This window comes from Pseudomonas sp. SBB6 (genome assembly GCF_024213215.1).
Classification (GTDB): domain Bacteria; phylum Pseudomonadota; class Gammaproteobacteria; order Pseudomonadales; family Pseudomonadaceae; genus Aquipseudomonas; species Aquipseudomonas donghuensis.
Genome location: NZ_JANAVH010000003.1, coordinates 69,280 through 89,781, shown reverse-complemented (window position 1 = coordinate 89,781; position 20,502 = coordinate 69,280). Strand labels below are relative to the sequence as shown.

Sequence of the window (20,502 nt, the reverse complement as noted above, 5' to 3'; positions counted from 1 at the left end):
CGGCTTTGGTCGTATGTTTTCAACATGCGCAATGTAAGACATCGGGCTATGATCTGTATGAAGCATCGCAGGATTTGTTCGCCGTGCAGGCTGACCCGTAAGGGGGAGTTATGAGAAACCATCTGTTCAACTGGCTCCACGACCTGGCCGCTGCCTTGGGCCTGATCCCGCCACCGCTACAACCGGTGCCGATTCCAACCGACGAAGAACAGCGCAAGCGCCAGCCACGTCGCTAAAACACGTCGGCCGCCGCATCATTGCTGATGCGACGGCCGTGCTGCATCTGCAGGTCAGGCCAGGTTGACGGCGCCTACCGGGCGGCGCGACATCAGGCTGACGAGCACAAAACTCACCAGGCCGATCGCCAGGCTGTAGTAGATCGGCGTGTTGGCATCCATCCCGTCCTTGATCATGAACGCCAGAGCGGTGACGAAGCCCAGGCTCATACTGGTGATCGCCGCTGCGGTGGTGGCGCGTTTCCAGTAGATGGCCCCGATCAGCGGAATCAGCATGCCGCCCACCAGCAGGTTATAAGCCAGGGTCAGCGCGCTGATGACATCGGTCACCACCAGGGCGATACCCAGCACGGCAATACCGGTCAGCAGGGTGAACAGGCGGTTGATGCCCAGGCTCGACTGCTTGCCGCCACGCAGTTTCGGCAGCAAGTCTTCGGTCAGTACCGTGGAAGCTGCCAGCAGGCCGGCACTGGCGGTCGACATCATCGCCGCCAGCGCAGCAGCAATCACCAGGCCGCGGATGCCGTCGGGCAGGGCGGATTTGACGATCGCGGCAAAGGCGTTGTTGGCGTTGTCCAGATCCGGCAAGAGGATATGCGCCGCCATGCCGATCACTGCGCACACTAGGCCATAGATCACGCAATAAACCCCAGCGGTGGTGCCGGCGTACTTGGCGACCTTCTCGTCACGGGCGGTGAACACCCGTTGCCAGATGTCCTGGCCGATCAGGATGCCGAAGAAGTAGATCAGGAAGTAGGTGATGATGGTGTCCCAGCCGATGGTGGTCAGGCTGAAGTTGCTGGCGGGCAGCTTGGCCACCAGTTGATCCCAGCCACCGACCTTGTACAGGCAGATGGGCAGCAGGACGAACATCAGGCCGACGGTCTTGATCACGAACTGGACGATGTCGGTCAGGGTCAGCGACCACATGCCGCCGATGGTCGAGTACACCACTACCACGCCACCACCGAGCAGCACCGCGCCCCAGAACGGCAGGTCGAACAGCACTTGCAGGACGGTGCCGATGGCCAGGGTCGAGGTCACCGCGATCATCAGCGCGTAAGCGAGCATGATCACCGCGCTGGCCTGGCGGGCCATGGGGTTGTAGCGTTTTTCCAGCACCTGGGTGACGGTGAAGATCTTCAGGCGCAGCAGTGGTTTGGCCAGGAACAGGTTCAGGGCAATGATGCCCAGGCCCAGTGCGGCGCACAGCCAGAAGCCGGAAATCCCGTGTACATAGCCAAGGCGTACGGTACCGACGGTCGAAGCGCCGCCCAGGACCGTGGCGGCCATGGTGCCCATGTACAGGCTTGGGCCCAGGTTGCGCCCGGCCACCAGGTAATCTTCATGGGTTTTTGCCCGGCGCATGCCGAACCAGCCAAGCGCGAGCATGCCGGCCGCGTAGATCAGAACAACGAATATGTCCAAGGCCATGGGTGTCTCCAATTATCTTTATTATGGTGAGATCGACCCCGGCGCCAGGCAAGCCTGGCGCCGGGTCATTCGTCTACTCAGTGGGCCGTCGTTGCGGCCCGACTGTCATGGCTCCTGCCCTGTTGCAACTCCTGGTGTGCAACCGTTAGCGGCGAGCCACGCCCGGCAGCGCACAGAGCATTTCGTACAGCAGGTTGGCACCGAGCAACGAGGTGTTGCCGGTGGTGTCGTAAGGTGGCGAGACTTCCACCAGGTCGCAGCCGATCAGGTCCAGGCCCTGGCAACCGCGGATGATTTCCATCGCCTGGATGGTGGTCAGGCCGCCGATTTCCGGGGTGCCGGTACCGGGCGCCCAGGCCGGGTCGATACCGTCGATGTCAAAGCTCAGGTACACCGGGCCGCCGCCGACTTTCTCGCGCACTTCGGCCATCAACGGCGCCAGCGACTTGTGCCAGCACTCTTCAGCCTGAACCACCCGAAAGCCCTGTTTGCGGCTCCAGTTGAAGTCTTCGGCGGTATAGCCCTGGGCGCGCAGGCCGATCTGCACCACACGGTCGCAGTCCAGCAGGCCTTCTTCGACGGCACGGCGGAAGGTGGTGCCGTGGGCGATTTTCTCGCCGAACATGTGATCGTTGACGTCGGCGTGGGCATCGATGTGCACCAGCCCGACCTTGCCGTGCTTCTTGTGGATCGCCCGCAGGATCGGCAAGGTGATGGTGTGGTCACCGCCCATGGTCATGGGGATGACGTTGTGTTCGAGGATTTCGTCGTAGGCTTGTTCAATGATCCGCACAGCGTCGAGCAGGTTGAAGGTGTTGATCGCCACGTCACCGATATCGGCAACCGACAACGAATCGAAGGGCGCAGCGCCAGTGGCCATGTTGTACGGGCGGATCATCACCGATTCGGCGCGGATCTGCCGTGGGCCGAAGCGGGTGCCGGAGCGCAGCGAGGTGCCGATGTCCAGGGGGATGCCGATGAACGCGGCATCCAGGCCTTCGGCGCTTTGCAGGTGAGGGAGACGGAGCATGGTGGCGATGCCGCCGAAGCGCGGCATTTCGTTGCCGCCCAGTGGTTGGTGCAGAATCTTGTCCACGGTCGGGCCTCATCGATTCGATTGTTCTAGTTGTTGGAACCTGTCTGGCTGGCCCGGGGCAACCCCTGAAATGCCGGCAAGCAGGTGCATTGCGGCAGAGTCTGCAAAAGGTAGTGGATGAAAAGAATCGCTACAGGCAAATACTTAGTTCAGGTTTTTCTGAACTAATGCCGGTGTTGGGGTTAGAATCCGGCCATCTGTTACCCTGCGGACCGCGATCACATGGCCTCTGCCTTGCCTGACCTGAAACTCCTGCGCATCTTTGTCAGCGTCGTGCGTCATCAGGGTTTCGCCAATGCCCAGCGCGAGCTGAACCTGTCGACCTCGGCGATCAGTACCTACATGAGCCAGCTGGAGGCGGCGTTGGGCATCGTCCTCTGCCATCGCGGCCGCGGCGGTTTCAGCCTGACCAGCAAGGGCGAACTGTTCCACCAGGAGACTTTGCGCCTGCTGGCGGAAATGGACGGCTTTGAACAGTACGCGGCGGCGCTCAAGGGCGAATTGCGCGGCACCCTCAACCTGGGGGTGATCGACTCCACGGTGGGGGATCGGGCCTTGCCCCTGGCCGAAGCCATTGGCGCCTACAGCCAGGAACACCCGGCGGTGCACTTGCACCTCTCGGTATCGAGCCCCTACGAGCTGCAACTGGGGGTACAGGACAACCGTCTGGACCTGGCCATCGGCGCCTTTTCCACGCGCATGAGCGGCCTGGTGTATCAGCCGTTGTACCGTGAGCAGCACTGGCTGTATTGCAGCAACCGCCACCCGCTGTTCAACGAGCGGCGCATTCCCGAGCAGGTAATCACCCAGCAGCGTATGGTCGGTCGCGGCTACTGGAGCCAGGCAGAGCTTGCCCGCCACGGCTTCAAGCACAGCGCGGCGACCGTGGAAAGTATGGAAGCGCAGCTGATTCTGGTGTTGTCGGGTGCCTACATCGGCTACCTGCCGGAGCACTATGCCCAGGCCTGGGCCGACAAGGGCGATTTGCGGGTACTATCGCCGGCGACCTTCGGCTATCAGGCGCCGTTCTCCATGATCATTCGCCGTGGCCGCAGCCGCGAACCCTTGATCCAGACCTTCCGCGATCTGCTCAAGGCGCAACTCACGCCTGCCTGAACGAAACGGCCACTGAAAAATTTAGTCACTGCTGCAAAAAATCCTGAAAGTACCGGCCGCAGCCGCGTAATTGCTCTGCTAAACCTGTATTGGTTTGATGAAATTTCCCATCATTTCCTTTGCAGGGATCGCCCAGATGCGCATGAATTTGCCCGTCACTGAGCATGAAAGAACCTTTCCGAGCGAACAGCGGCTGATTTCCACCACCGACCTCAACAGCCGTATCACCTATTGCAACGATGCCTTTGTCGCCATCAGCGGTTTTACCTACGAGGAATTGCTCGGTCAGCCACACAATCTGGTGCGTCATCCGGACATGCCGCCTGCAGTGTTCGGCCACATGTGGGAAACCATCAAACAGGGCAAACCCTGGATGGGGGTGGTGAAAAATCGCTCGAAGAATGGCGATTTTTATTGGGTCAGTGCCTACGTCACGGCGATTTACGAGAACGGCCGGATCAGTGGCTACGAGTCGGTGCGTTCGGTACCGAGCCGTGAGCAGATCCGCCGCGCGACAAATCTGTATGCGCGGTTGCGCCAGGGGCGAAGCCCGGTGCCGCTGGCGGCGCGACTTGGCGCTAGCCTGGAACATGGCTGGCCACTGCTGGCGGCAGGTGTGCTTTCGGCGATCAGCTACCTGTGGCTACCGCAGTACGCTGCGCTGGGCGTATTAATGGCCAGTTTGCTCAGCGCCTGGTACCTGATCGAGGCACGGCAGAACCGGGTGATTCGCCGTACCCTGGGCGAGCACCCGAAAGCCTTCACCAGCCCTCTGGTGGCCCTGACCTATAGCGACAACAGCGGCCTGCAGGGCCAGTTGGACCTGGCAATCCTCAGTGAAGAAGCGCGCTTGCAAACGGCACTGACCCGGCTGGTGGATGCTGGCGTGGGGGTGAAGGCGCGTGCCGCGCAGTCGTCCGATTTGTCTGGCGCCCAGGCGCAGATGCTCGATCGCCAGCGCAGCGAAACCGACCAGTCGGCCACGGCCATCGCGCAAATGGCGGCGACTATCCAGGAAGTGACCCACAACGTGCAGAACACCGCTACCGCCGCTTCTGACGCCGACCACCTGGCTCAGCAGGGCAGTGACCTGGCGCAGCAGAGCCTGCGCGCCATGGGCAGCATGGCCGAGGCGGTCAGCGACATCGGTCAGGCGGTCAATGCCCTGGCCGACCAGACCCAGTCGATCGGCAGCGTGGTCGATGTCATCACCTCGATTGCCGAGCAGACCAACCTGCTGGCGCTCAATGCCGCCATTGAAGCGGCGCGGGCCGGCGAGCAGGGCAGGGGCTTCGCGGTGGTTGCCGACGAGGTGCGCTCGTTGGCTCAGCGCACCCGCACCTCGACCGAGGAGATCCACCAGATCATCGCCTCGTTGCGCGCCGGTGCCGAGCGGGCGGTCTCCAGTGCCAGCAAAGGCGAGCAGATTTCTCGCGACAGTGTGCACAGCGTCGAGGCGGTGCAGTCGGCGCTGGTGGGCATCACCCAGGCGGTCAGCCGCATCACCGGTATGAGTCAGCAGATGGCCACCGCCTCGGAACAGCAGAGCCATGTCGCCGAGGACATCAACCAACAGATCACCCGCATCGCCCAGCTCTGCGATCACAGCGCCGGGCAGGCCAAGCAGGGCGCCGAGATCAGCCAGGACCTCGAGCGCATGGCCGATTACCTGTACAGCCTGGCTGAACGTTTCAACCGCTGACGCTTTGCGTCTCTCCCACAGGGAAGTGGGCTTTTTTCGGGGCTGCTGTGGCACACTTTGCCCGCTCAGGAGAACCCGATGTCCAGAATCCACTGCGAGCGCTGTTTGCGCCCACAAGCTCATTGCCTTTGTCCGTTGATCCCGTCCCTGGACAGCCGCACCCGCGTGCTGTTGCTGCAGCATCCCAGTGAAGTGCGCCATGCCCTCAATACCGCCAAGCTGGCGGCGCTTGGCTTGCGTAATGCGCAGTTGCGGGTGGGGGAAGTGTTCGAGGACCTGCCTGAGCTGCTTGAGGCGCCGGGGTATCGCAGTGCGTTGTTGTTTCCGGGGGATGAGGCGTTGCCATTGGTGGCTTATGCCGACGGCCAGGATGATCGCCCGTGGCAGTTGGTGGTGCCGGATGGCACCTGGCGCAAGGCGAGCAAGTTGCTGCATTTGAATCCGTTGCTGGGCGCATTGCCGCGGGTGACCCTGGCGCAAGTGCTGCCGTCGCGTTATCGCCTGCGCAAGGCACCGCAGCCGGGCGCATTGTCGACCCTGGAGGCGGTGGTGCAGGCGTTGAACGTGCTGGAGGCGCCGCAGAACTTTGATGCGCTGTTAAAGCCGTTCGAGGCGCTGATCGAGGGGCAGATTGCGGCGATGGGGCGCGAGACGTACGAGCGTAATCATCTGCGCTGAGCCGCTGCGAGCGCTTCGCGCTCGATCGCTGGCAAGGCCAGCTCCCACAGGATGGACTGCCCCCAAGAAGTTGGACACCAATCCAACCCTTGGGGGCAGTCCAGGACCGGTAGACACACTCACTGTGGGAGCCGGCCTTGCCGGCGATGAGCTGCGCTCAGCAGCTCCCGAACGCCTCAGCGTTCGCGCATCGCCTCGGTCTGTGCCTTGAGCACCGGCTTGAGCAGGTAGTCGAGCACGCTCTTGTGCCCGGTGATGATGTCCACCGTGGCCGTCATGCCCGGGATGATCAGCAGCGGTTTGTTGTCACCGCCCAGATGGTTGCGGTCAGTACGCACCTGGATCAGGTAAAAGGCATTGCCCTTGTCATCGGTGACGGTGTCGGCGCTGATCAGCTCGAGCTTGGCCTTGAGGCCGCCATAAATGGTGTAGTCATAGGCGCTGAACTTGACCATCGCCGACTGCCCGGGGTGCAGGAAGGCAACATCTTGTGGGCGTACCTTGGCCTCGATCAGCAGGTTGTCTTCCAGCGGCACGATTTCCAGCAGGTCGCTGCCGGGCTGGACCACACCGCCAATGGTGTTGACCTTGAGCAGCTTGATGATCCCGTGTACCGGCGAAACCACCGTGGTGCGGGTCACCCGGTCGTCGATGGCGATGCTCGAGGCAGTGATCTTCGACAGGTCGGTGCGTTTTTCGTTGAGCTCCCTGGCGGCCTCCGAGCGAAACCCGGCTTCAGACTCTTCGATCTTGCTCTTGATCTCGGCCACTGCCGCTTCGGCGCGGGGGATCGCCAGGCTGGTGGCGTTGAGCGAGCCGCGGGCTTCCACAGCACTGCGCTTGAGGCGCAGGATCTCTACCGGCGAGATTGCCCCGGTGCCGACCAGGGGCGTGGACATGTTCAGCTCTTGCTGCAGCAGCGCCAGGGCCGAGCGGTACTGCTCGACCTTCGAGCGGAACTCGGCCAGTTCCTGGGTTTTCTGCCGCAGTTGTTCGTTGAGGGTCTGCTTCTCGCTGTTCAGGCGGCGCTGGCGCGACTGATACAGCGACAGCTCGTCTTCAGCCACCTGTGGTGCCTTGCTGCGTACCTCTTCGGAGAGCTGGAACGGCCGGCCCTCGGCTTCGGCCGAGAGGCGCTCGACCTGGGCGGTGAGGGCAAAGCGGTCGGCCTCGCTCTCGCCCTTGTTGGACAGAAAGCGCGTGTCGTCCAGGCGCAGCAGGGTATCGCCCTTGTTCACCATCTGCCCTTCGCGCACGAAGATTTCGGTGACGATGCCGCCTTCAAGGTTCTGGATCACCTGGATCTTGCTCGACGGAATGGCCTTGCCTTCGCCCATGGTCACTTCATCGAGCACGGCAAACTTGGCCCAGAGCAGCGCTACCAGCAACAACGCTGCGGCCAGCCATACGGTGATGCGTGACAGGCGCGGCGAATCCTGCAGCGTGGCGCCCGCCACGTCGGGCATGAACTCGCGTTCGGCGGTCTTGCCGAAACTCTGGAAGTAACTGCGCAGGCCTTGGCTTACGGACATGGATGGACCCCCTAGAGTGCCGCGCCAACGCGGCCTTTGCGCAGTGCATCGATGACCGCGACCTTCGGCCCGTCGGCAACGATCTTGCCGTTGTCCAGCACCAGCAGGCGGTCGACCAGGCTGAGCAGCGAGGTGCGGTGGGTGACCAGCAGCAAGGTCTTGCCCTGTACCCAGCCATGCAGGCGCTGGCGCAGTTGGTCTTCGCTGCTGTTGTCCATGTGGCTGGTGGGTTCGTCGAGGATCATGATCGGCGGTTCGAGCAGCATCGCCCGGGCCAGCAGCACGGCCTGGCGCTGGCCACCGGAGAGCAGTTGACCGCGCTCGCCCACCGGGCGGTCGAAGCCTTGCGGGTGCTGGCGGGCCAGCTCGCTGACGCCGGTCAGTTCGGCGACTTCGAGCATGCGCGCATCGCTGACATAGCGGGCGCCGAGGGTCAGGTTGTCGCGCAGGCTGCCGGCTAGCAGCGGCAAGTCATGGGCGACATAGCCCAGTTGGTGACGCAGGTCGGCGATGTCCAGTTGGCGCAGGTCAATGTTGTCGAGCAGGATTTGCCCTTCATCCGGGGCATAGAAGCCCATCAGCAGGCGTGCCAGGGTACTTTTGCCGGAGCCGCTGCGGCCGATGATGCCGATGCGCTCGCCCGGCTTGACGCTGAAGTTGATGTCGTTGAGGGCGGCGGCGTTTTGTCCGTGGTAGCGAAAGCTCACGTGGTTGACGTCGAGGGCGCCGTGCAGGTGGGTGCGTTCCAGCGGCTGCTGGCCGGCCTGGCGTTCCTGGGGCAAGGCCATCAGCGCATCGGTGCTGCGCATGGTCAGTTGTGCCTGCTGGTAGCGGGTGATCAGCCCGGCGATTTGCCCCAGCGGTGCCAGTACCCGGCTGCCGAGCATGTAGCTGGCAACCAGGGCACCGACGCTGAGGTTGCCGGCAATGATGCTGTAAACCCCGGCAACGATGGTGGCCATGCCGCAAAATTGCTGGATGAACAGGGTGCCGTTGGTGGCCATGGCCGACAGGTTGCGGGCGTGGGCGTCGAGGCGGGTGAGGGCGCCATGGGTGCTCTCCCACTGGTATTGGCGCTCGCTTTCGGCGCTGCAGGCCTTGAGGGTTTCCAGGCCGCCGAGGGTTTCGATCAGCAGCGCCTGGCGCACGGCACCCAGGGCCAGGCTTTTTTGCACGGTATCGCGTAGGTGCACCTGAATGAACAAGGCGAAGAGGATGGTCAGCGGGAAGGCGATCAGCGGGATGACCACCAGCCAGCCGCCGAGCAGGCCGATCACTGCCAGCATCAGTACCACGAAGGGCAGGTCGATGACGCTGGTCAGGGTCACGGCGGTGAGAAACTCACGCAAGCCCTGGAAGTCGTGAATGCTCTGGGCAAAGCCGCCAACGGTCGCGGGGCGGGCTTTCATCGACATGCCGGTGATGCGTTCGAACAGGGTGGCAGAGAGAATCAGGTCGGTCTTTTTCCCGGCCTGGTCGAGCAGGTGGGCGCGGACCACGCGCAGGGTCAATTCGAACAGGGTGCCGATGAGCAGGCCGGCAGTGAGCACCCAGAGGGTCGAAGTGGCCTGGTTGGGCACCACCCGATCGTAGGTCTGCATGACGAACAAGGGCACCATCAGCCCCAACAGGTTGATCAGCAAGCTGGCGAGGATGGCGTCGCTGTAGAGCCAGCGAGACAGCTTCAGGGTGTCGCGGAACCAGGCGTTGACCCGCGGCATCAACGGCGCGCGCAGGTCTTCGAGTTCGTGGCGGGGGCGGGCGAACAGCGCTTCCCCTGCGTAGGCTTCAAGCAGTTCCTGGCGGCTGACCCACTGCTCGCCACCTTCGGCTTCACACGGCAGGATCAACGCCCGGCCGTCATCGCCCCAGCGGCGCAGCACTGCGCAGCGACCGTCCTTGAGCAGTAACAGCACTGGCAGGTTGAGCGCCGAGATCGCCCCCAGCTCACGGCGCAGGACGCGCGCCTGCAGCCCGACCCGTGCCGCTGCCCGGGGCAGCAGCTCAAGGCTCAGGCGTTGCTCGGGCAGCGGCAGGCCGGCACTCAGGCCGGCGCGACTGGCGGTGCAACCATGCAGCTTGCAGAGGATCAGCAAGCCATCGAGTAACGGGTCATCGAAACTCTGGCGCGGATCTATTGCCGAGCTCGCAGGTTGCATGCTGGTCACGGTCGCTTACTCCTGCAGCGGGTGGAGGGGATTAGCGCATATCGGGCAAGCGCGCCTCGCTCTTCACTTCGCTCTTGGCGATCGCTTCGGCTGGCAGCGAGATGCGCTGCTTGCTCAACAGCTCACCCATGTTGGCCAGTACCCGGTACATGGAGAACTCTTCGGTGTAGCGCACTTCGGTGTAGCGGCGGTTGGCGTTGTACAGCTCGTTTTCACTGTCGAGCAGGTCGAGCAGGGTGCGTTGGCCGAGGCCGAACTGATCCTGGTAGGCGGCCCGCACACGGGTGGTGGTCTCGGCGTATTCGCGCGCTGCTGGCAGTTGTACGCGGGCGTTGTTCATGGCGTTCCATGACAGCGCCAGGTCTTCGTTGAGCTGGCGCAGGGCGTTATTGCGGATGTCCATGGCCTGGTTGATCTTGTGCGCATCGGACTGCAGGCGGGCCTTGTCGCTGCCGCCGCGGAACAGGTTGTAGTTGAGCTCGACACCGGCCTGCCAGTCGTTGTTGGCATGGCCTCGTTGGCCTGCAACGTTGTTGTCAGCCCCGGTGGCCAGCACCGCGTCCAGGCGCGGGTAGAACGGCGACTTGGCCACTTCGTATTGCTGCTCGGCCGCATTGACGTCGGCCTGGGCGGATTTCAGGTAGGGGTTGTTGTCGAGCATGTCCTGGCGCGCAGCCCCCAGGTCGCCAGGCACTTCGCCCTTGATGGTCACCGGGGTTTCCAGCTCATCGGCCGGGCGACCGACGACGCTATAGAACCTGGCCTCGGCATCGGCCAGGTCGACCTCGGCGGTGTACAGGTTGTTTTCCGCCAAGGCGCGACGGGCAGTGGACTGGTCGCGGTCGGCGATGCTGCCGACGCCACGCTCGCTGCGCAGGCCGATCTGGTCGTTGACCCGCAGGTGCGCTTGCAGGTTGTTCTTGGCCAGGGTTACCAGCTCTCGGCGTTTGAGCACTTCAAGATACACCTCGATGGCGCTCAGGGCGACGGACTGGGCGGTGGCCTGGGTGTAGTAGGCGCGCGAATTCACCACAGCTTCCGTACGGTTGACTTCGTTGGGGGTATTGAAGCCATCGAAGAGCATCTGCCGCAGGCGCAAGTCGGACTGGGTGTAGGTCAGTGTCTCTTTATTGTGGTTACGCGTGCCGTCGGCGTTGAAGCCACGGGTATTGGTGTTGTCGGAACGTTGCCGACCGTAGCCGGCCACCAGGTCGACTCTGGGGAAGTAACCGCCTCTGGCGAACTTCACGTCTTCATCGGCCGACAGCCGACTGTTCCTGCTGGCATTGATTTCCGGATGGTTATCCACGGCGCTTTGCACAGCTTCATTAATTGACATCGCCTGGGCACTGGAACATGCCATGGCCAACAGAATTGCGCTGGTGATGGGGGTCAAAACGCGCATGGGTTACATCTCCCTGATTTCTAGTAATGGTCCTGCGATTCGTCAAAAAAGTGACGAAAACCTGAGTTCAAACCGTATCAGGCTTGTAACAACAGAGCTAAGAACATTTACGCGTGAAGCTAAGAAGATTTCTTCATAAGGGTTATGCGAAAAAAAACTTATGCGGTCTAAGAAATCCGCGACATTGTTCATATCAGACAGCCCGTGGAATCAGCGCTAGGGTGCATTTTATCGGGCGTCGGAGGAAGTTCCCGTGTTTTGCAGCAAAGGGCATGGATGTAGCGGAGGGGATGGAGGCGGGGCGAAGTTTGGCGACAATTTATTGGCACATGTCACTTGGCCACTTCGTTCAATCACGTTCACCACGGCACTGGTAGGCGAAGTCATTGATTTCATTGAAATCATAGCGCCCGCTGGGCTGTTTCAGCGCTAGCCCGGGGTAATCCCGCCGGGGTGGTCACGCAATGTTCAGCGCACGTTTGCTGCAATCAACCGACTTGCAGTGGAGGAGTGCGCTCATGGCTAAGTTAATCGGTATCGTCAGCAAGGTGGTGGGTGAAGTCTTCGCTGTAGGCAGCGATGGCAGCCGCCGGGTGCTGGTTGAAGGCGATCGGCTGTATGCCGGTGAGCAGTTGGACACAGGCCTGGCGGGCGCTGTCGCCGTCCACCTGCAGAACGGTGCTGAACTGACCCTTGGCCGCGGTAGCAGTCTGACCCTGACCCCTGAACTACTGGCCAACCACGCGCCTCATGCCGACACACCGCAGGCGCTGACCCCCAGCCAGGCCCAGCTGACCGACGTGGAAAAACTCCAGCAAGCCATCGCCGCCGGTGCCGACCCGACCCAGGACGCCGACCCCACTGCGGCCGGCCCAGGTACTGGCGGTGCCCCGGGTGCACTGGGGGGCGGGCATACTTTTGTGATTCTTGACGAGGTGGCCGGGCGCGTTGATCCGCAAATTGGCTTTCCTACTGCGGGTTTCAATGGCTTTCCCGAGTTGCCGGAGCTGGACGTCGGTCTGATCAACACCAATAACGACGCACCGCCGCTGCCTGTGGTCGACAACCCGGTCAGCATCGAAGGGCTCGCCGTCGAGGGCGGCGAGCTGTCGTTGAACGAGGCCCATCTGCCCCAGGGTTCGGCCAGCGATCCGGCGGCGCTGACCCAGGTGGGCAGTTTCACGGTGCAGGCGCCGGATGGGGTGTTCAACCTCAATGTCGGTGGCATCAACGTTGTTACCGCGGGTGCGGTGACGGGGGTTGGCCAGTCGATCACCACCGGCCTGGGCAATGGGCTGACCATCACCGGCTATGACCCTGCGACCGGTGTGGTCAGCTACAGCTACACCCTCAACGGTGCCGAGACCCACACCAGCGGCGCTGGCGCCAACGGGCTCGGCGAAAGCATCGCGGTACTGGTCAGTGACACTGATGGCGACGTCGCCAGTGGCTCACTGGACATCGCAGTGATTGACGATGTGCCGCGGGCGCTGGCCGATACCAATGCCGTCACCGCGACCGAGAGCCAACTGACCCTGACCGGCAATGTGCTGAGCAACGACGTGCAGGGCGCAGACCGAGTACCGAGCGGGCCGATCACCGCCGGCACCTTCACCGGTACCTACGGCACTCTGCTGTTGGCGGCCGACGGTTCCTACACCTACACGCTGAACACTGCCGATCCGGACTTCTTCAATCTGCAGGGTGGTGGTAACGGCATCGAGACCTTTACCTACACCCTGACCGATGCCGATGGCGATGTGTCCAGCGCCAACCTGGTGCTGAACGTTACCAACCTCAATGATCCGGTGGAGCTCAACGGGCTGAGCATCAACGGTGGCGAGCTGGTGCTGTCCGAGAAAAACCTGGCGGCTGGCAGCAGCCCCGATGCAGTGGCGCTGACCCAGAGCGGCAGCTTTACCGTGACCGCAGCGGATGGCCTGCAATCACTGACGGTTGGTGGCATCAATGTGATCAGCGGCGGGGTGGTCAATGGCTTCCCGCAAGCGTTTACGACCGCACTGGGCAATACCCTGACCGTCAGCGGCTACAACCCGGCTACCGGTGAAGTGACCTACAGCTATACCCTGAACGGCAGTGAGGCGCATGCCACTGCCAATGGCAGCAACTCGCTTGGCGAGAGTTTCAATGTGGTTGCCACCGACACCGATGGCAGCAGTGCGAGCATGAGTATCGATGTTTCCATTGTCGATGACGTGCCGACGACAGCGAGCGATGCCAACGCTGTCAGCGCCACTGAGAACCAGTTGACCCTGACTGGCAACGTGCTGAGCAACGACGTGCAGGGCGCGGATCGCGTGCCAACCGGGCCAATTACCGCCGGCACCTTCGCCGGTAACTACGGTACCCTGGTGCTGGCTGCTGACGGCTCCTACACCTATACGCTCAATACCGCCGATCCGGACTTCTTCAACCTGCATGGCGGCGGTAATGGTGTCGAGACTTTTACCTACACCCTGACTGACGCTGACGGCGATGTGTCCACCGCCAACCTGGTGCTCAACGTCACTAACATCAACGATCCCGTTACTCTCGGTGGTTTGAACGTCGAGGGTGGCGAGCTGACCGTCTACGAGAACAACCTCAGCGATGGCAGCAGTCCAAGCAATGCGGCGCTGACTCAGAGCGGCAGCTTTACCGTGACGGCGCTGGACGGCGTGCAAACCCTGACCGTCGGCGGCATCAGCGTGGTCAGCGGCGGAGTGGCCAACGGCTTCCCGCAGTCGGCGACCACGGCGTTGGGTAATACGTTGACCATCACCGGCTACGATGCCTCGACTGGCGTGGTGACCTACAGCTACACCTTGCTCGACAATGAAGCCCACGCCACGGCCAACGGCACTAACAGCCTGGGAGAGAGCTTCACGGTCAGTGTGACCGACACTGACGGCAGCACTGCCAGTGGCGCCATCGACGTCAATATCGTCGACGATGTGCCGACGGCAGCGGGCGATGCCAACGCTGTCATCGCCACTGAGAACCAGTTGACCCTGACTGGCAACGTGCTGACCAACGACGTGCAGGGCGCGGATCGCGTGCCAACCGGGCCAATTACCGCCGGCACCTTCGCCGGTAACTACGGTACCCTGGTGCTGGCTGCTGACGGCTCCTACACCTATACGCTCAATACCGCCGATCCGGACTTCTTCAACCTGCATGGCGGCGGTAATGGTGTCGAGACTTTTACCTACACCCTGACTGACGCTGACGGCGATGTGTCCACCGCCAACCTGGTGCTCAACGTCACTAACCTCAACGATCCCGTTACTCTCGGTGGTTTGAACGTCGAGGGTAGCGAGCTGACCGTCTACGAGAAGAACCTGGGCGACGGCAGCAGCCCGGATGCGCCTGCGTTGACTCAGACGGGTAGCTTCACGGTGACGGCGCTGGACGGCGTGCAGACCTTGACCGTCGGCGGCATTAGCGTGGTCAGTGGCGGGGTGGCCAACGGCTTCCCGCAGTCGGCGACCACGGCGTTGGGTAATACGTTGACCATCACCGGCTACGATGCCTCGACTGGCGTGGTGACCTACAGCTACACCTTGCTCGACAATGAAGCCCACGCCACGGCCAACGGCACTAACAGCCTGGGAGAGAGCTTCACGGTCAGTGTGACCGACACTGACGGCAGCACTGCCAGTGGCGCCATCGACGTCAACATCGTCGATGATCTGCCGACGGCAGCCGGCGATACCAATGCTGTTATCGCCACCGAGAACCAACTGACGCTGACCGGCAATGTGCTGACCAATGATGTACAGGGTGCTGACCGTGTTCCGAGCGGGCCAATTACCGCCGGTACTTTCGTGGGTACCTACGGCACCCTGGTGCTGGCTGCTGACGGCTCCTACACCTATACGCTCAATACCGCCGATCCGGACTTCTTCAACCTGCATGGCGGCGGTAATGGTGTCGAGACTTTTACCTACACCCTGACTGACGCTGACGGCGATGTGTCCACCGCCAACCTGGTGCTCAACGTCACTAACCTCAACGATCCCGTTACTCTCGGTGGTTTGAACGTCGAGGGTGGCGAGCTGACCGTCTATGAGAAGAACCTGGGCGACGGCAGCAGCCCGGATGCGCCTGCGTTGACTCAGACGGGTAGCTTCACGGTGACGGCGCTGGACGGCGTGCAGACCTTGACCGTCGGCGGCATTAGCGTGGTCAGTGGCGGGGTGGTCAGCGGCTTCCCGCAGTCGGCGACCACGGCGTTGGGCAACACCCTGACCATCACCGACTACAACCCGGCCACCGGCGTGGTGACTTACAGCTATACCTTGCTCGACAACGAGGCGCACCCGAATGCCAACGGTGCCAACAGCCTCAGCGAAAGTTTCACCGTTACCGCCACCGATACCGACGGCAGCAGCGCCACTGGCAGTATCGACGTCAACATCGTCGATGATCTGCCGACGGCAGCCGGCGATACCAACGCCGTCATCGCTACCGAGAACCAACTGACGCTGACGGGCAATGTGCTGACCAATGATGTACAGGGTGCTGACCGTGTTCCGAGCGGGCCAATTACCGCCGACACCTTCGTCGGTACCTACGGCACCCTGGTGCTGGCTGCTGACGGTTCCTACACCTATACGCTGAACACCGCTGATCCGGACTTCTTCAACCTGCACGGTGGTGGCAACGGCATCGAGACCTTCACCTACACCCTGAAGGATGCCGACGGAGACACCAGCACCGCCAACCTGGTGCTCAACGTCGGCAACCTCAACGACCCGGTGACCCTCGACGGCCTGAACGTAAACGGTGGTGAACTGACCGTCTACGAGAACAACCTCAGCGATGGCAGCAGCCCAAGCAATGCGGCCCTGACCCAGAGTGGAAGCTTTACCGTGACGGCGCTGGACGGCGTGCAAACCCTGACCGTCGGCGGCATTACTGTAGTCAGCGGCGGGGTGGCCAGTGGCTTCCCGCAGTCGGCGACCACTGCACTGGGCAACACCCTGACCATCACCGACTACAACCCGGCCACCGGCGTGGTGACTTACAGCTATACCTTGCTCGACAACGAGGCGCACCCGAATGCCAACGGTGCCAACAGCCTCAGCGAAAGTTTCACCGTTACCGCCACCGATACCGACGGCAGCAGCGCCACTGGCAGTATCGACGTCAATATCGTCGATGATCTGCCGAGCGCAGCCGGCGATACCAATGCTGTCACCGCCACCGAGAATCAGTTGACCCTAACCGGTAACGTGTTGAGCAACGACGCGCAGGGCGCAGATCGTGTGCCGACCGGGCCGATTACCGCCGGTACCTTCGCGGGTACCTACGGTACCCTGGTGCTGGCTGCTGACGGTTCCTACACCTACACCCTCGACACCAACGACGCCGACTTCAAGAACCTGCACGGTGGCGGCAACGGCATCGAGACCTTCACCTACACCTTGACCGATGCCGATGGCGATGTGTCCAGCGCCAACCTGGTGCTCAACGTCGGCAACCTCAACGACCCGGTGACCCTCGATGGCCTGAACGTCAACGGTGGTGAACTGACCGTCTACGAGAGCAACCTCAGCGATGGCAGCAGCCCAAGCAATGCGGCCCTGACCCAGAGTGGAAGCTTTACCGTGACGGCGCTGGACGGCGTGCAAACCCTGACCGTCGGCGGCATTACTGTAGTCAGCGGCGGGGTGGCCAGTGGCTTCCCGCAATCGGCGACCACGGCGCTGGGCAACACCCTGACCATCACCGACTACAACCCGGCCACCGGCGTGGTGACTTACAGCTATACCTTGCTCGACAATGAGAATCACCCTACGGCCAACGGTGCCAACAGCCTCAGCGAAAGTTTCACCGTTACTGCCACCGATACCGACGGCAGCAGCGCCACTGGCAGTATCGACGTCAACATCGTCGATGATCTGCCGAGCGCCGTTAACGACACTAACGCGGCCACTGCCAGCGAAGTGCAGCTGACCTTGACCGGTAATGTGCTGACCAATGACGTTCAAGGTGCCGACCGCGTAACCGGACCGATTACTCCAGGCACCTTCACTGGTACCTACGGCACTCTGGTGCTGGCAGCTGATGGCTCCTACACCTACACCCTGAACCCTGGCGACCAGGACTTCATCAACCTGCATGGCGGTGGCAATAGCGTCGAGAGTTTCACCTACACCTTGCGCGATGCCGATGGCGATACCAGCACGGCGACGCTGAAACTCAATGTCAGCAACCTGGACAACCCGGTGACCCTTGACGGCCTGAACGTCAATGGTGGTGAACTGACCGTCTACGAGAAGAACCTCAGTGACGGCACCAGCCCCGACTCTCCGGCCCTGACCCAGTCCGGCAGTTTTACCGTGACGGCCCCCGATGGCCTGCAGAGCCTGACCGTCGGTGGTGTCGGCGTCGTCAGTGGCGGCGTTGTCAATGGCTTCCCGCAGACGGGGACTACACCGCTGGGTAACTCCATCACCATCACCGGCTACAACCCGGCTACCGGAGTGGTCAGTTACACCTACACCTTGCTCGACAACGAAAACCACCCGAACGCCAATGGCATCAATAATCTGAACGAGAGCATCAATGTCGTCGCTACCGACACCGATGGCAGTTCAGCCAACGCGACGATCGATGTGAAGATCGTCGACGACGTGCCGAGTGCAGTGGGGGCCGAACGCTCGGTTACCCCGGGGCAGGTGGACTCCAACCTGCTGTTGGTGATCGACGTCTCCGGCAGTATGGGTGAAGCCTCTGGCGTGCCAGGGCTGACGCGCATGCAGCTGGCCAAGCAGGCCATCAATGCCTTGCTCGACAAGTACGATGAAATGGGCGACGTGAAGGTCCAGCTGGTGACGTTTTCCACGGGGGCCAACCAGCCTTCAGCCGTATGGGTGACCGTCGACCAGGCCAAGGCTATCGTCAACGGCCTGAGTGCAGGTGGTTCGACCTATTACGACTCGGCAGTCAACTCGGCGCAGTCGGCCTACACCACGGGTGGCAAAATTACCGGTGCGCAGAACATCGTGTACTTCTTCTCCGATGGCGAACCGACCTCGGGCCATTCCATCACTGCGCCACGGGAAGAGGCTTGGGAGAGCTTCCTCGACAGCAACGGCATCAAGTCCTTTGCCATTGGTCTTGGCGGTGGCGTCAACGCCGGCAACCTCAACCCGTTGTCCTACGATGGCAGCACCCACACTGACACCAATGCCACCGTGGTCACCGACCTCAACCAGCTCAACTCGGTGCTGTCCGGCACCGTACAGGGCGCGCCGATCACCGGCAGCCTGATGAGTGGTGGCGAGTTTGGCGCTGACGGCGGCTTCATCAAGTCGTTGGTGATTGACGGCACTACCTACACCTTCGATCCCACGGGCAACAGCGGCGCAGGCTCCTATGCCACCAGCGGTGCGGCGGACCGCGGCACCTTCGATACCGGTACTAACAGCATCACCGTGAAGACCGCGATAGGTGGCAGCATCGTGGTCAACATGGACACCGGCGATTTTACCTACACGCCACCTAAAGACAGCGGCAGCAGCCAGGTCGAGCAGATCGGTTTCGTGGTCAGTGACAACGATGGCGATACCGCCAGCGCCAACCTGATGATCAATGTCTATGCCAATACCGCGCCAGTGGCCGGGGCCGACCATATCATCAGCAACATCCTTTCGAGCAGCATCACCGTGTCAGCCGAGGTGCTGTTGGCCAACGACAGCGATGCCAACCATGACCGCCTCAGCGTGCCTTCGACGACCACGTTCAATACCGGCTGGGAGGCCACGGGCACGGGCTTTACGGTGGGCAGCGGTACGCCGACGGTGAGCTTCAATGGCACCAACAGCAGCAGCGGCAACCGGCTGCGGGATCTGCCGCGCAGCTCCTTCAGCGGCCCGGCCAATAGCATGACCGCGGCTTTGATCGTCAATGGTTACCTGGGGGCAGTGAAGGCGGGCAACGCCAACGATGAGGACGTATTGACCGTCACCTTGAAAAAAGGCGAGACGCTGACTCTCGATCACGATCTGGCGGCCGGCAACATCCTGATGGAGTGGAAGGATGACAGCGGCAGCTATCAGACCATCGCTGACGGTGGCGCCTTCACCGCCAGCCATGCTGGCGTCTACAGCATCCACCTGGTCAACCTGGCCAACAGTAACGGTTCCACCGCTGCGGAAAACTACGCGTTGACCATGACGGTTGACTATTCCAATGCGCAGAACGAAACCGCCTACGGCACTTACACCGTCAGCGACGGGCATGGCGGCACCGGCACCGGCAATGTCGACATCACGTACCAGGTGGGCAACACCCTCACCGGTACCGGCGGCGACGACACCCTGCTGGCAGGTGCCGGCAACGACACCCTCAATGCCGGGGCGGGCAATGATGTGCTGGTCGGTGGGGATGGCAACGATTTCCTCTACGGTGGCGATGGCAACGACCTGTTGATCGGTGGTACCGGCAACGACCTGCTCGACGGTGGCGCGGGTATCGACACCGCCAGCTATGCCAGTGCAGGCAGTGCGGTGACGGTCAACCTGGGTACAGCCGGTGCGCAGAATACCGGTGGCGCGGGCACTGACACCCTGGCGGCGATCGAAAACCTGATCGGTTCGGACTACGACGACAGCCTGACCGGTAACGACAATGCCAACGTGCTCAATGGCGGCTTGGGTAACGACACCCTGATAGGGGGTGACGGCGACGATGTATTGATCGGCGGGCCGGGCAACAACACCCTGACGGGAGGCACGGGCAGCGATACCTTCCTGTATCAGCAGGGCAACAGCGGCCATGACGTGGTCACCGACTTTACCCCGGGCACCGATCACCTGGACCTGTCGCAACTGCTGCAGGGTGAGAATGCGACGACAGCGTCGCTGGATGATTACCTGCACTTCAAGGTCACCGGCAGTGGCGCCAGCGTTGTGTCGACCATCGAGGTCAGCTCGGTGGCGGGGGCGGCGCCAACCCAGACCATCGACCTGGAGGGCGTCAACCTGGCCCAGCACTATGGTGTGACGGCAGGGGCCGGCGGGGTGATCGCGGCAGGGCAGGACACGGCGACGATCATCAACGGCATGCTCAATGATAATTCGTTGAAGGTGGACACCGTCTGACTGTGTAGACCTGTGGGAGCTG

Annotated in this window: 11 protein-coding genes; 6 read left to right on the top strand and 5 right to left on the bottom strand. The window is 62.2% G+C overall.

The genetic code is table 11. The features are described 5' to 3' along the window. The first annotated feature begins 110 nt into the window (after nucleotides 1–110). Nucleotides 111–236: a PA1414 family protein gene (locus NLX68_RS26445; protein ID WP_010223057.1), complete on the top strand. Its 126-nt coding sequence runs from the start codon at nucleotides 111–113 to the stop codon at nucleotides 234–236. 54 nt (nucleotides 237–290) lie between these two features. On the opposite strand, the gene NLX68_RS06480 is transcribed toward NLX68_RS26445, so the two are convergent. Further along, nucleotides 291–1,670: a sodium:solute symporter gene (locus tag NLX68_RS06480; RefSeq protein ID WP_010223056.1), complete on the bottom strand. Its 1,380-nt coding sequence runs from the start codon at nucleotides 1,668–1,670 to the stop codon at nucleotides 291–293. A 145-nt stretch (nucleotides 1,671–1,815) separates the two neighbouring features. After that, nucleotides 1,816–2,766, bottom strand: coding sequence for an agmatinase (gene speB, locus NLX68_RS06475; RefSeq protein ID WP_254283370.1), 951 nt, complete (start codon nucleotides 2,764–2,766; stop codon nucleotides 1,816–1,818). A gap of 222 nt (nucleotides 2,767–2,988) precedes the next feature. On the opposite strand from speB, the gene NLX68_RS06470 reads away from it, so the two are divergent. The 3 genes from NLX68_RS06470 to NLX68_RS06460 all read left to right on the top strand — a co-directional run bounded on the left by NLX68_RS06470 (nucleotide 2,989) and on the right by NLX68_RS06460 (nucleotide 6,262). Continuing rightward, nucleotides 2,989–3,882 (top strand): LysR family transcriptional regulator, encoded by an 894-nt coding sequence (locus NLX68_RS06470; protein ID WP_038996504.1) that lies wholly within the window; start codon nucleotides 2,989–2,991, stop codon nucleotides 3,880–3,882. Between the two features lie 136 nt (nucleotides 3,883–4,018). Further along, nucleotides 4,019–5,584, top strand: coding sequence for a PAS domain-containing methyl-accepting chemotaxis protein (locus tag NLX68_RS06465; protein WP_254283369.1), 1,566 nt, complete (start codon nucleotides 4,019–4,021; stop codon nucleotides 5,582–5,584). A 78-nt stretch (nucleotides 5,585–5,662) separates the two neighbouring features. Continuing rightward, nucleotides 5,663–6,262 carry a tRNA-uridine aminocarboxypropyltransferase gene (locus tag NLX68_RS06460; RefSeq protein WP_254283368.1) on the top strand — a complete coding sequence of 200 codons (600 nt, stop codon included), beginning with the start codon at nucleotides 5,663–5,665 and terminating at the stop codon, nucleotides 6,260–6,262. A gap of 176 nt (nucleotides 6,263–6,438) precedes the next feature. Here the strand turns inward: NLX68_RS06460 and NLX68_RS06455 are convergent, their stop codons facing one another. The 3 genes from NLX68_RS06455 to NLX68_RS06445 are packed head-to-tail and all read right to left on the bottom strand — an operon-like array spanning nucleotide 6,439 to nucleotide 11,367. Next, entirely contained in the window at nucleotides 6,439–7,794 is a 1,356-nt protein-coding gene (locus tag NLX68_RS06455; RefSeq protein ID WP_254283367.1) for an HlyD family type I secretion periplasmic adaptor subunit, read from the bottom strand. Nucleotides 7,795–7,805: 11 nt separating this feature from the next. After that, on the bottom strand, nucleotides 7,806–9,962 hold the full coding sequence (locus tag NLX68_RS06450; protein WP_254283366.1) for a type I secretion system permease/ATPase: 2,157 nt from the start codon (nucleotides 9,960–9,962) through the stop codon (nucleotides 7,806–7,808). 31 nt (nucleotides 9,963–9,993) lie between these two features. Continuing rightward, entirely contained in the window at nucleotides 9,994–11,367 is a 1,374-nt protein-coding gene (locus tag NLX68_RS06445; RefSeq protein WP_254283365.1) for a TolC family outer membrane protein, read from the bottom strand. Here NLX68_RS06445 and NLX68_RS06440 point away from each other — a divergent pair. Then, a complete protein-coding gene (locus NLX68_RS06440) occupies nucleotides 11,324–11,506 on the top strand; it encodes a hypothetical protein (RefSeq protein WP_254283710.1) in 183 nt (60 codons plus the stop codon). The genes NLX68_RS06445 and NLX68_RS06440 overlap by 44 nt on opposite strands. Nucleotides 11,507–11,885: 379 nt before the next feature. Next, on the top strand, nucleotides 11,886–20,480 hold the full coding sequence (locus NLX68_RS06435) for a retention module-containing protein (RefSeq protein WP_254283364.1): 8,595 nt from the start codon (nucleotides 11,886–11,888) through the stop codon (nucleotides 20,478–20,480). Nucleotides 20,481–20,502: the final 22 nt, after the last annotated feature.